The following is a 12728-nucleotide window of genomic DNA, read 5'->3' on the forward strand; positions in this document are numbered from 1 at the left end:
AAAAAAACCAAGCTAGCTAAATCGACATACGATGCAGGATGGTTTGAACTTAAACGACAACTGGAATATAAATGCAAGCATGCAGGTTGTCAGTTTGAGGTAGTAAATGAGAGTTACACTACCCAGACCTGCTCGTACTGCCATAAAATAAGTGACAGTAGTCCAAAAGGTAGAGCAGGCTTGCGAATAAGAGGATGGACTTGTGCTGAGTGTGGCACATGGCATGATAGAGATATCAATGCTGCTAACAACATCCTTGCGGTCGGGCTTGACCGTCTAGCTGTAGGAATCCCCTCGGTTTAGCGAGGGGAGGAAGTCAACTTGCTTCAAAGCAAAACCAACTCTACTGAACAATATAAGTCTTTAACTGAAGTACTGTATCTCGCACTTTTGCCGCTTCCTCAAATTTTAGCTCACGAGACAGCTGCTTCATTTGCTTCTCTAAACGATTGATTTCTTTTGCCAATAAGTCTGGACTACGTAGAATCTCGATATCTACATCTGGCAGACCACTGCTGGTTGGAATCGCCTGATTGTCATTGAGATCTTCCTCAACCTCACCAGTATCAATCTTATCAGTAATGCTTCGAGTGGCTGATTTAGGAGTAATGCCATGCTCTTCGTTAAAGGCAACCTGTTTCTCTCGGCGGCGATCCGTTTCCTCAATCGCTTTTTCCATACTGGGCGTAATACGATCTGCATATAAAATGGCTTTACCGTGTAAGTTACGCGCGGCACGGCCAATGGTCTGAATCAGTGATCGCTCTGAGCGTAAAAACCCTTCTTTATCGGCATCAAAAATGGCCACTAAAGACACTTCGGGCATATCTAGCCCCTCACGCAGCAGGTTAATCCCCACCAAGACATCATGCACACCGGTACGTAGCTCATGGATAATCTGCATCCGCTCTACCGTATCAATGTCTGAGTGCAAGTAAGCGACTTTAACATCATACTCTTTAAGATAGTCAGTTAAGTCCTCTGCCATGCGCTTGGTTAATGTGGTAATTAATACCCGCTCATTGACTTCACGGCGCTTGGTAATCTCAGACAACACATCATCTACCTGAGTTAATACCGGACGGATTTCAATTTCGGGGTCAATTAGACCTGTTGGACGTACCACCTGCTCAACGATTTGCTCACTGTGCTCAAGCTCATATTGTGCTGGTGTGGCTGACACAAAAATAGTGGCAGGTTTAATTTTTTCCCACTCTTCAAACTTCATTGGACGATTGTCCATGGCACTGGGCAGACGGAAACCGTAGTTCACCAAGTTTTCTTTACGTGAGCGGTCCCCTTTATACATGGCGCCAATTTGAGGCACTGTAACGTGAGATTCATCAATAAATAACAGCGCATCAGGAGGAATATAATCAAATAAGGTGGGTGGTGCCTCGCCTGCTGGACGACCTGATAAGTGCTGTGAATAGTTTTCAATACCATTACAGTAGCCCAGCTGCTGAATCATCTCAAGATCATACTGAGTACGCTCTTTAATACGCTGAGCTTCAATTAATTTGTCATTGTCACGAAAGTACTCAAGTCTTTCTTCTAGCTCAGCACGAATGGTTTTACTGGCCGCTTCAAGCTTCTCACGTGGGGTAACATAGTGCGACTTTGGATAAATAGTAATGCGTGGCACGCTGCGTACCGTCTTACCAGTTAACGGATCAAACCAGCTGATCTTCTCAACCTCATCATCAAACATGCTAATACGCACAGCCAACTGCTCAGATTCAGCAGGATAGATATCTAACAGCTCACCGCGCAAACGGTAAGTACCTCGCTCAAAATCAAGCTCATTACGGGTATACTGCAAAGCAACCAGACGCTTAATTAAGGCATTACGGTCGACCACATCCCCAACCACAATATGCAATAACATCTTCAGATAGCTTTCTGGATCACCCAGGCCATAGATAGAAGAGACTGAAGAGATGATAATCGCATCACGGCGCTCAAGTAGAGCCCGAGTAGCAGACAGTCGCATTTGGTCAATGTGATCGTTAATGGCACTGTCTTTTTCGATAAAAGTATCACTGGCCGCCACATAAGCTTCTGGCTGATAGTAATCATAATAACTTACGAAGTACTCAACCGCGTTATTAGGGAAAAACGACTTAAACTCACCATACAGCTGAGCCGCTAACGTTTTGTTATGCGCCATAATAATGGTCGGACGCTGAGTTTCACTAATCACTTTGGCCATGGTGTAAGTCTTACCAGAACCGGTTACCCCAAGCAAAAGCTGAGCATCCATACCTGACTCAACCCCTTTTACCAGCTTTTCAATCGCTTGTGGCTGATCGCCGGCAGGTTCAAAATCGGTCACCATCTCGAAAGCACGGCTGGAAATTAGGGTACCAGAGACGTTAACACCGGTAATCTCGGCTTCGTCTTGTAGCTGAGTAGCCAATTGATTTAATTGTCTTGAGGATCTTGGTTCAGGCATTCGCATAATAGAATTCTTTTTATTTACTAGATTTTTTATTTAGTAGATTGGGTTATAGCTCTTAATATGGGGTTAAACCCAAGGATTTAAAGCCCTCTATTGCTACTGTCAGTCGTTTTCTTGCCTATCTATCAGGGCAAACGCACACTTTTAGCCCATAATAATCAAATCGCGCACCTCATCATTCCAAGCACACTGCTTAAGGATAGACTTAACACTGCCTTTTTTATCAGAAATCTTGATTAAATTTAATGCTAAACGACGTAGTATGGCCATGTTCTCAGTCGCGTTCTTTAATCGTATTCTAGAATCATCTTCTTTAAAGGTGACATCTAATACATAATGCAAACTATTTTCTATTCTCCAATGTTCTCTTACAGTTTTATTAGCCAGTTTAGGATCAATCTTTAAGGAACTGAGGTAATAAGCTGTCTCAGTTGTTTGTGAGTCGTTTTATTATACCGGGTACGCTGTATCTCAATCACACTAGTAAGTTTGTTCCAATTATCTGTATGGTCAAACCAATCTGTCACAAGCAGCTACGTACACTGTCTAGTTTCAATGCGTCCATGCTCGGACGTTGTTTCGGTATACTGATTTTTTTCGATTAACTCTGGATTATCTCGCCTTACTTTATGAAAGTAGGCCTTCGTTTCTCTTAGTAATAGGGCTTGGTTGGCTTTTAGTTGTAACACATAATCAGCCCCTTTTTTAATGATTTTATCTGCAACTTTGTCTAAACAGCTCATGGCATCCGCAGTAATCACTGTTTTCTTTATTTGTAGCTCATCTATGATATCAAGTACGGCTTTGACTTCATTTTTTTTAGCATCTGACTTTTTTTGTATTAGACTGATTCCTTGCTCTGTTGCATAAGCACTGACACTGTGCAGAGCACTGAGTTTGTCTGTACTGCTTTGATAGGAATGCTTTAAGGTTTTACCGTCTATGGCTATTATTTGTAAGTCTTGATGGTCTCTTATTTGGTTTACCCAGCTTATAAAGCATTGGTTTAAAGTGTCAGGATCTAATATTGACATGACCCGAGCGATGGTGTCATGGGAGGGTATGCCATTTTCAAACGGTCGATATTTCTTTAACCAGTCTTCTTTAGTTCTACCAAATTCTTCTATGTCTACCCAGCCTTCTGCGTTTGAAAGCAGGGCTGTCACAACTAAAAATAAGATGTCGAGTAAGTCGTGCTTTAAATTAATATCTTTTCTTGGGTCAGTAATGATGCTAAAAGTGGCTTCAAATGTCATAGAATAGTCCTTATCTTTGATATCCTATAACTTTATTCGATTTGCTCCTCTTTCTCACTACTTTTTCAAAAAGTGTGCGTTTGCCCTGGCCTATCTATACTTGACTTCCTCCCCTCGCTAAACCGAGAGGATTCCTACAGCTAGACGGTCAAGCCCGACCGCAAGGATGTTCTTAGCAGCATTGATATCTCTATCATGCCATGTGCCACACTCAGCACAAGTCCATCCTCTTATTCGCAAACCCGCTCTACCCTCAAGACTACTGTCACTTATTTTATGGCAGCACGAGCAGGTCTGGGTAGTGTAACTCTCATTTACGATCTCAAGCTGACAACCTGCATGCTTGCATTTGTATTCCAGTTGTCGTTTAAGTTCAAACCATCCTGCATCGTATGTCGATTTAGCGAGCTTGGTTTTTTTAGTTGTAAATGAGCGTGATTTAACATCACCAACCACAATTAAGGCATTATCCTTAACTAATTGGGTGGTGAATTTATGAATTAAGTCTAATCTTGTGTTTTTGATTTTGGCGTGGATTGCTTTAACACGCTTTTTATTCTTAGCACGCTGGGCTACTGCTAATTTATTCGCCCATTTTTGGGTCTGCTTAATAGTGAGTTTATCGCCCATTGAGGTAGTAGCAGCTTCCTTTAAACCTAAGTCAATACCAACGCTGCCCTTACCACTTTCTTGTTTGGGGTAATCTTTAACAGTAATACAGGCATACCAACGATTACGGCTGTCTTGTACTATCTCAAGCGTGTTAATTTGATATAGGCTGAGGTTGTAGCTATCGAATACATCGATGATGAGCTTCTGGCCTTTAGAGAGCGATAGCTGTAGGGTTGATTTAAGTGCTTTCTTTCCCGTTTGTCTTGTGCTTAGGTATTTGATAGCAGACTTTTTAAAAGGTATCCAGCCCAGTGTTTTGCGTTTTGCATCGGGACGATTGCTGCGCCAGTTAAGCTTGGCTTTTTTAAATTGTTTTCGGGCCTTGGCGTGAGTCTCATTGATAGCTTGTAAGGTCTGACTGTGTAATCCTAAATACTCACCGCTACCTTTGGTGTATTGGCTTAAATCATAAGCACTAAAAAACTTACCAGTACATTTTAGATGCTCAAAGCACAGCGCATTGACATAGTTCCACACGAAGTTTACCGAACCGCTTAGCTGATTCAGCTCTTTTATGTGCTTGTCTTTAATGCGTAGTTTGAGGGTTTTCATGCCTTTAGTATGGCAAGTTTAATTTTGACTTACAACCCTTTAACGACTTCTTACGACAGTGTGTGTCGCCTTATATCCACCGCCTGAAGTGGGTGGTTTTACGGCGACTGGTGATAAAAAAATTATGAATAAAAAAGGAAGGGACTGTTTGGCCACTTCCTTTTTTGTTAATTTAACCCGCTATTAAAGGACTGATTTAAAAAACATCCTTAATCACCTGTTTAATCTGCGGCATTAATTGCTCAAGTTGCTGCGTAGTTTGCTTCATTTCCTCTTGATCAGGTAAGGAAGCCGATAGGAACTCAGAGGTTACTTTAGGATTTTTTTCTAAAATATTTTGACCCATAGGGGTGTCATAAAACTCAATTAAAGCATTAACTTCTTGCTGAGTGTAGTGAGCCTTGGCAGCTGCCTTATAGGCCTCAACCATCTCTTCTTTGGTCGCCGTACTTTCAATGCCGCCTGCTAGGATTTTTGTATATTGCGCCAAGATCCCTTGCATATTTTTCGCCATTTCACGTTGGCGTTTATTCAGCTTTTTATCCTCTGCAGAAGTTTTATCCCCCTGCTGCTGCAAGATATCAGCGACGGCTTGTTGGCTGTTTACAATGGCTTCTATTTGCTCATCGATATGCATGACCTGCATAAGCTTGACTACTGAAGCATCACTAGGGGCTTTTTGATTAATGATACGCTGCTGACCACTTTGTGCCGAGTCGGCAACTCGAACACTGGCTGAGTCGCCACCACTACTGATGATCAGCTCTGCTTGTGCAGGAACTTGTAGTGCTAATAAGCTTAGGCTGCCTATGGCTAACCATTTACCGCTTTTAGCCGTCATAGATTTTATATTTACTTTCATAAGACTTCTTAACCTCATGCAGGGTTTGATCCGCAACTTTCAGTGAATTTAGTTAAACCTCAATAGGTCTATGTTTTTATTTTATAGAACCATATTTTATTGCAAATCATCACTGGGTTTAGAAGCCCCTGTTAGCTCTTCGTTAGGAGATTTGTAAACTTCACAGCTGGGACGGTTAGATTGCTGCATACGCATCTTTTTTCGTTCTTCTGCTGCGTCAAATCGACACTGCATGAGCTCATTTTTAATCTCTAACGGCGGTACCGGCGTAGGCTTACCGTTTTCATCGACAGCCACCATGGTGAAATAGCAACTATTGGTATGGCGGACGGTACGTTGCTGAATATTTTCAGCTTCTACTCGAATGCCCACTTCCATTGAGGTTCTACCTACATGGTTAATACTGGCGGCAAATGTGACCAATTCCCCCACATAAATAGGCTCTAAAAACATGACCTGATCAACAGAGAGTGTCACCACATAACCACCACTGTAACGGCTGGCACAAGCGTAAGCGACCTGATCTAGCATTTTTAACAAATCACCCCCATGCACATTCCCAATAAAGTTAGCCATATCGGGTGTCATTAATACCGACATGTACAACTCATTTTTTACAGGAGCCCTAACTGAACTGGTAGAAGTATTGATCTGTGACATAATTTTCCTTTATATAGACAAAAACAAGGGGCAAAATTTAGCTTATTTACCGCACTTCATTATTCTTAGCCTACTACTTTATCAAAACTGCGGTTAAATAACCCTGACTCTCGCGGCTTATCTGATATACTAGTACAAATACTGAGCAACTAAAATAGCTTCTCAATAATGACAAGCTACTGATTTGCAGGTAAAAACTGGCGAAAAAGCCCAGAAAAACGTTGAAATGCAAAAAATTTGATAAATTTTCAATTTTTTTTCAAAAAAGGCTTGACGGATAAAAAATATTTGATAGAATACGCCCCACTTAACGCAAACAGCTTAACACATAAGCGCGTTAACCCAGCTATTCCCTAATAGCTCAGTTGGTAGAGCATCGGACTGTTAATCCGTGTGTCCCTGGTTCGAGCCCAGGTTAGGGAGCCAAATTCTAGCATGAATCTTTATTTTTACTTCATGCTACATTGCTACTAAGCAATACTTTTATGGCATATGCCAAAGTCCTTATCTTGATAGATAGGGACTTTTTTTTGCCTAAAATTTAGCCCCTACTAAACCTTAGATTATTTCTTTTAATATGAGCTTTTTTATTTGGCTTAGTATTTGGCTCAGTTTTTATTTATCTTTTTTAACCTTGCTTAGACTTGCGAGCTTTTTTTATTTTTTGTTTTGGCTTAGTTATTATTAAAGCTATTGAGATAACTTCTCTGATCCAGCCAAAAAATATTGCTAAATCAAGGAATAAACCCCAATTTAGAGGCTAAAATCAAAAAAATTGAAGTTTTTGCATTTTTTTTGATTTTAATGCTTGACACCCACCCGAAGCTTGGCTAGAATACGCATCACTTAGTTAAGACCCCTAGCAAAACATAGGTGTCGAACAAGTTTTTCCCTAATAGCTCAGTTGGTAGAGCATCGGACTGTTAATCCGTGTGTCCCTGGTTCGAGCCCAGGTTAGGGAGCCAAATTCTAAAAGATTTTAAATACCTTACTCTGTTAATTTAAAGTCTTATAAAAAGTCCTAATCGCTGATTAGGACTTTTTTTTATGCCCTAAAACCTGTCACCTCAGCTAGTTAAGCTCGACAGATTGTGTTAGTTTATAAATGTATTTTATTGACTCAAATTCACTATAAGAAATGACATGGCTATGATTCCTCCACATATTCGTAATAAGTTTTCTGATCATCCTCAAAAAATTACTCGTCCTGTTAGCATCAGATTATCAGAAGAGATGATCAGCTTGCTAAAAGAGACCGCTGAAGAGCATGGCTTCAAGCGCATCCAAGGCTTAATCCGTTTATATATTCGCCAGGGCTTGGACCGCGACAATGATGGCTATACCCTAGCCGATGATGAGGTCTTCATTGAAAAGCTTCGTGCTAATGGCGTAAGTGCCTCAATTATTGAGAAGGCCATTATTGATACTCACAGCAGTTTTGCTACCAAAGGCTTACTAGAAGAGCAGCTTGAGCCTAAAAATAAAAAATAAAACTGACTTTTTTTAAAAAACTGAAAATAATACTTGCAATCGAAATCAAACCCTCTATAATACTGCACCTACGGAGTCGTGGCAGAGCGGTTGAATGCACCGGTCTTGAAAACCGGCAAGGGTTCATAGCCCTTCGTGAGTTCGAATCTCACCGACTCCGCCAGATATTAAAAAGCCAACTTAGCAATAAGTTGGCTTTTTTTATGCCTAAATTTTAAGGTATGGTCTTGCTATAAATCATAATAAATTTTTATTAAAATTATGGGCTTATTGCCCTTGCATTCATTCGAAAAATGCTTATAATAGTCAACCTATTGGAGTCGTGGCAGAGCGGTTGAATGCACCGGTCTTGAAAACCGGCAAGGGTTCATAGCCCTTCGTGAGTTCGAATCTCACCGACTCCGCCAGATACTAAAAAGGCCAACTTAGCGATAAGTTGGCCTTTTTTATTGTCTTAAGTTTTATTAGCAGCTATTACTTTTAGATGACAGGTTTTTCTGCTTTATAGAACGATTCGCCCTACTTGCTCTGGTGCAGATATAAGCACATGTCTAACAATCGATTGGCATAGCCCCACTCATTATCGTACCAGGCAAACACTTTGAATTGTGAGCCGACCTGCATTAGCTGCTCACCATCTATTATGAGCGACTCAGGCTGATGTATAAAGTCACTTGAGACCAACGGTAGGTCTGTATAGCCCATAATGCCATAAAGCGAGCTACCAGGCTCACAGGCTGCTTTTAACACCTCTCTGACTTGCTCTAAGCTAACCTGCTTTTCAAAAATAAAATTAACATCAATTGCAGCCACATCAATGGTAGGTACTCTAATTGAGTGACCATTGATTTTACCCAGCATATTGGGCAAGGTTCTCTCTGTGGCAGCGATACTGCTCGAGGTGGTGGGAATAATATTGTGGCCAGATGCCCGAGCTCTACGCTTATCTCGGTGCGGCTGATCCAGCACATTTTGATCTGCCGTTACCGCATGAATTTCTGTCATCATCACTGACTGAGTGCCAAACGCCTTGTCCAACACATAAATTAACGGCACCAATGCCTGTGTGGTACAAGAGACACTAGAGATAATAGGCAAATTGCGGGTCAATAAGTCGTCGTTGACACCCATAACGATACTGGCATCGACTTTATCAAAGGGAGCTGCACCAACGATAACTTGCTTGGCACCGGCACTAAGGTGACGACTGGCATCTTCATACGATCTAAAATGTCCGGTACACTCAAGCACCACATCTACCTTCAAAGCTTGCCAAGGCAACTGCTCTGGCGCTGATAGCGCTAATAAGTCTATGCAGTACTTCTCATCATCTTTAGTTAGACATAATTGATGAGTACCTGAGTCAGTCAGTTGTAAACTCGCCTCTACCCCTAGTCGGCTTAGCCTACCATGGGTACTGTCAAACTTTAGTAAATGCAGCAAGGTATCAGCGTCTGCCACATCATTAATGGCCACAATATGTACTAAAGTGCCTAGCACTTCAAAGCGCTCAATTAATGCGCGAAGCACATTGCGTCCAATACGCCCAAAGCCATTGATGGCCACTCGTAAAGGCGTTTTAGAATTATTGGTAAGATTAACAGCTGATACCGCAGAAAATGACATAGAAGCTACTTAAAATCAAAGAGTAAACAAAATAAGCAAAGGCAATCAAAAGCTTAGCATTAGTCAATGAAGATTAAAGCCAAGCGAATAGTATTATAGTCTATTTGCTCTTTTAAATATTCATAAATAGGACGCAGCTTGATGCTGTCTTTGGTAAACGGATTCATAGCCTGCTTAGTACTAGCCGCTGTGCCAGTACTTTCTACGTTAGGCTGCGCTTGAAAATTATTGGGATCAGCCTCTGCCACAATAGCCTCTACAGCTTCACTAACCTTATCTAAGGTCAGTACATCAGGTCGTAGGTGCTCACAGTTCAAATCTGGGTGTTTTCGCTTTAAGCGAGCTATGTGACCCATAATGGTTGACTGAGCCAATCCCCTACTCTCAGCGATTTCAGCAATGGTTAAGCTTTCTTCTAACAATAGCTTGGTTGTCATTAGTGTGCTGTCTGAGTGATCATTTAACTGATTACTTAATTTATCTTTTTGTGCCAGCATTTGAGCTTGTTTCTTTTTGCGGTTTTTTAAACTTTTCTCAAAAGCTTCGATCTGTGATTTATTCAGGGTACCCCCTGAGACCAACACAAATCGGTGATGCGCCTCTTCTAACACATCCGCCTCAATCTCTTCAAAGGCTTGCTCAGCTTCAGAAGAAAGTACTTTAAACCGTGAATCCGCTCCTCGAGCCAAAGGATCCAAACGCAAGCTTAGATCATTCATCCCCAATAGCTTTAGGCCTTCTAGGGATTTAAGACGAGAGAGTGCCACATAGCCTTGGCCCAGCTCAAAGGTCTTAGACAGATCAATTTCAGCAGCATCCAAAGTCATCCCTTGAGACTTATGAATGGTAATCGCCCAAGCAAGTGTCAGCGGTATTTGGGTGTAACTGGCTAAAATCTCCCCATTTTCATCCTCTACTATCCACTCTTCGCCTTCAGCGATAACCTGCCGGCCATTATTAAGCTTAATAATGGGATAGCGGTCGGTAGAGACCAAAGCCTTACTCTCGGGCTCATCCTCACCATCTATGGCGACTATCGTGTCATCTGTCTCATCATCAGCACCATCAGTCGCCTCATCTTCTATGTCATCATATTCTGAATCATCACTAATGGCACTACGATCGCTGCTAGATTTCAACGGCTTAATGGTGGTAAATCCGACCAACTCCCCCATGGTACCGTTAGAGACGCCAAGCTCATTATTATTTTTAATGAACATAACTTTAGCGCCCACTTTCAAGGTCAGCTCATCACTGGTACGCACTGACTTCTTAAGAGTTTCAACCAGTTTGTTATCCCCATGAGCTATCGCGTTATAGGTAACGGTTTCTCCATTTAATAAGGCCAGTTCGTGCTCATTAATCTTATTAACGTTCACATTGTGGGTAAATAATCGAGTTCTATTGATGTCTACATCTTGATAGAAGGTATTTTGTAGCGCCTCAATGGCTTCAAAGCTTACCCCTTCCTCACCTCGAATCTGGTTCAAGATACTATCTAAGTTAATAGCGTCTTTTTTCTCGTCAGTATTTTGGCGATGCTGCTCAGTTAAATAGCAAATCTTAAATCCGGCTTCTAACCAAGCTTCAGACATAAAGGCAAACTTTTCACGGTTGGTCTCACCGCGGCTGCCCACTGGCGGTAACTGGAAAAAATCCCCCGCCACCACCACTTGAATACCTCCAAAAGGCTCATCACTTTGACGCATGTGTTTTAAGACTTGGTTGACCGCATTCAACTGCTTGGCATGCAACATTGAGATTTCATCAATGATAAGGACAGCGGTCTCTCTTAAGCGGTCTTTTAGAATTTTTTTACGAGACAGGTTGGCAAGGTCACGCTCACTTAACTCATCTTTAATGCCAATGCCAGACCAGCTATGAATGGTAATGCCGTTCATGTGTGTGGCAGCGATACCGGTACTCGCGGTAGTGGCAACAGGCACACGTCGGGCTCGTAGATAATGAATGTACTCATTTAGTGTATAGGTTTTGCCTGAGCCGGCAGAGCCTGTTAGAAATACGTTTTTACCGGTTTTTAAGATATCGAGTGCGGTCGCTTGTTTCATGAGTACGGTCTTATGTTATAGGATATTAATATTTTTGATGACCCCCTCCGATAGTTAGGGGGTTGCCCGCACTTGATAGCGCCATGGGCTAGTGGGTGGTGGCTCAATGATCGCCCTCTGTTTCAAGAAGATCCGGACCATTTTAAAGCACAAAATCAAAAGTACAAACTGTAAAGCACAATCATTCAATCACAAGTCATTCAATCACAATCAGGCTTGCAGCAGTCACTTCTATGATAGCTTGTACTAAGGCAGTAACTGTTTAAAAGTTAAGAAACAGTTATTTGCTTCTCCATCGATACACCAACGCATTTGATTCTTCTTGGGCTGATAATATACGTAGGCAATGATGGCTTCTCCCTTTTGATCCACCTGCATACCCGAGCAGTCCGGCTTATTATTGTCATAAGTGGTGGTAATGGCAATAATAGGCAGCCCCTCTTCTTGATGATGATACACGTACTTACCATAGGTCCACTCTTCACCACTGGTAGTCAATACTACATTGTCTGGCCCAAAGTTATAACGCTCTCGGCACTGTGTATTTTGAACAGAAGTTTTGATTTCATTCACCGCCTCATCAAGTCCCTCATCACTGAAGACAGCCATAGACTCTGCTTCATCCGCTGCCGCCTCGGCTTCATGGGCGATACGACTTGACTCTTGAATAGCCTGTATTAGATTTTCTAAATCTTCATCCCTAGCATTGCCGTTGTTATCTCGGCTTTTAATAGTTGGGCTGGGCAATGCAAAGTCAGGAGTCGCCGTAAGGTCTAACTCCCAAACTCCTGCAATTTCTGGACTGACATGAGTGCTAATGACCGCCTCTTCAATATTGGCGCTGTCCGCAGAAAATGAGGATAGCACGGATGCTAAAGTCATAGGGATGAATGAAAGTAATTCCATAATTTAGCCTTATCTCTTTTTATTATTTCGTATTCTTTACCTAATATGTTGCTATCAGGTTAAGCAATTTTTAATGACTAAACAAGAGAACAATCGTTAACTTTGTTTTATTTGCGTCAGGTAATGTCGCCAGAAATTACTTACTTTTTGTGAGCATAAAGTAGACTGACCAG

General features: G+C 41.8%; 9 protein-coding genes, 4 tRNA genes and 1 pseudogene. 6 read left to right on the plus strand and 8 right to left on the minus strand.

Going from position 1 to position 12728, the window contains the following annotated elements; all coding sequences use genetic code 11:
• Window positions 1-303: RNA-guided endonuclease InsQ/TnpB family protein (locus A1232T_RS07965; protein WP_077448930.1), on the plus strand; the 303-nt coding region annotated here is incomplete at its 5' end.
• A 40-nt stretch (window positions 304-343) separates the two neighbouring features.
• Here A1232T_RS07965 and uvrB read toward each other — a convergent pair.
• From uvrB to A1232T_RS08000, 5 genes and pseudogenes are all read right to left on the minus strand, one after another.
• Window positions 344-2461 (minus strand): excinuclease ABC subunit UvrB, encoded by a 2118-nt coding sequence (gene uvrB, locus A1232T_RS07975; protein WP_077448931.1) that lies wholly within the window; start codon window positions 2459-2461, stop codon window positions 344-346.
• Window positions 2462-2605: 144 nt separating this feature from the next.
• Window positions 2606-3717 (minus strand): annotated as a pseudogene (locus A1232T_RS07980) (ISAs1 family transposase).
• 117 nt (window positions 3718-3834) lie between these two features.
• Window positions 3835-4941, minus strand: a complete 1107-nt coding sequence (locus tag A1232T_RS07990) for an RNA-guided endonuclease InsQ/TnpB family protein (protein WP_077448932.1) — start codon at window positions 4939-4941, stop codon at window positions 3835-3837.
• A 196-nt stretch (window positions 4942-5137) separates the two neighbouring features.
• On the minus strand, window positions 5138-5803 hold the full coding sequence (locus A1232T_RS07995; protein WP_077448933.1) for a DUF2059 domain-containing protein: 666 nt from the start codon (window positions 5801-5803) through the stop codon (window positions 5138-5140).
• Between the two features lie 96 nt (window positions 5804-5899).
• Window positions 5900-6463 (minus strand): acyl-CoA thioesterase, encoded by a 564-nt coding sequence (locus A1232T_RS08000; protein ID WP_077448934.1) that lies wholly within the window; start codon window positions 6461-6463, stop codon window positions 5900-5902.
• A 350-nt stretch (window positions 6464-6813) separates the two neighbouring features.
• On the opposite strand from A1232T_RS08000, the gene A1232T_RS08005 reads away from it, so the two are divergent.
• The 5 genes from A1232T_RS08005 to A1232T_RS08025 all read left to right on the plus strand — a co-directional run bounded on the left by A1232T_RS08005 (window position 6814) and on the right by A1232T_RS08025 (window position 8361).
• Window positions 6814-6889 (plus strand) — tRNA-Asn (locus tag A1232T_RS08005).
• A 463-nt stretch (window positions 6890-7352) separates the two neighbouring features.
• Window positions 7353-7428 (plus strand) — tRNA-Asn (locus A1232T_RS08010).
• A 184-nt stretch (window positions 7429-7612) separates the two neighbouring features.
• The gene (locus tag A1232T_RS08015) at window positions 7613-7954 is read left to right on the plus strand and encodes a CopG family transcriptional regulator (RefSeq protein ID WP_077448953.1); all 342 of its coding nucleotides are present in this window, start codon (window positions 7613-7615) and stop codon (window positions 7952-7954) included.
• Window positions 7955-8026: 72 nt separating this feature from the next.
• A tRNA-Ser gene (locus tag A1232T_RS08020) sits at window positions 8027-8117 on the plus strand.
• A gap of 153 nt (window positions 8118-8270) precedes the next feature.
• A tRNA-Ser gene (locus tag A1232T_RS08025) sits at window positions 8271-8361 on the plus strand.
• 112 nt (window positions 8362-8473) lie between these two features.
• Here the strand turns inward: A1232T_RS08025 and A1232T_RS08030 are convergent.
• From A1232T_RS08030 to A1232T_RS08040, 3 genes are all read right to left on the minus strand, one after another.
• Entirely contained in the window at window positions 8474-9580 is a 1107-nt protein-coding gene (locus tag A1232T_RS08030; protein ID WP_077448935.1) for a type I glyceraldehyde-3-phosphate dehydrogenase, read from the minus strand.
• Between the two features lie 59 nt (window positions 9581-9639).
• Window positions 9640-11649, minus strand: coding sequence for an AAA family ATPase (locus A1232T_RS08035; RefSeq protein WP_077448936.1), 2010 nt, complete (start codon window positions 11647-11649; stop codon window positions 9640-9642).
• A gap of 246 nt (window positions 11650-11895) precedes the next feature.
• Window positions 11896-12555: a hypothetical protein gene (locus A1232T_RS08040; protein WP_077448937.1), complete on the minus strand. Its 660-nt coding sequence runs from the start codon at window positions 12553-12555 to the stop codon at window positions 11896-11898.
• Window positions 12556-12728 lie beyond the last annotated feature (173 nt).

It is taken from the genome of Psychrobacter pasteurii (genome assembly GCF_900162815.1).
Classification (GTDB): domain Bacteria; phylum Pseudomonadota; class Gammaproteobacteria; order Pseudomonadales; family Moraxellaceae; genus Psychrobacter; species Psychrobacter pasteurii.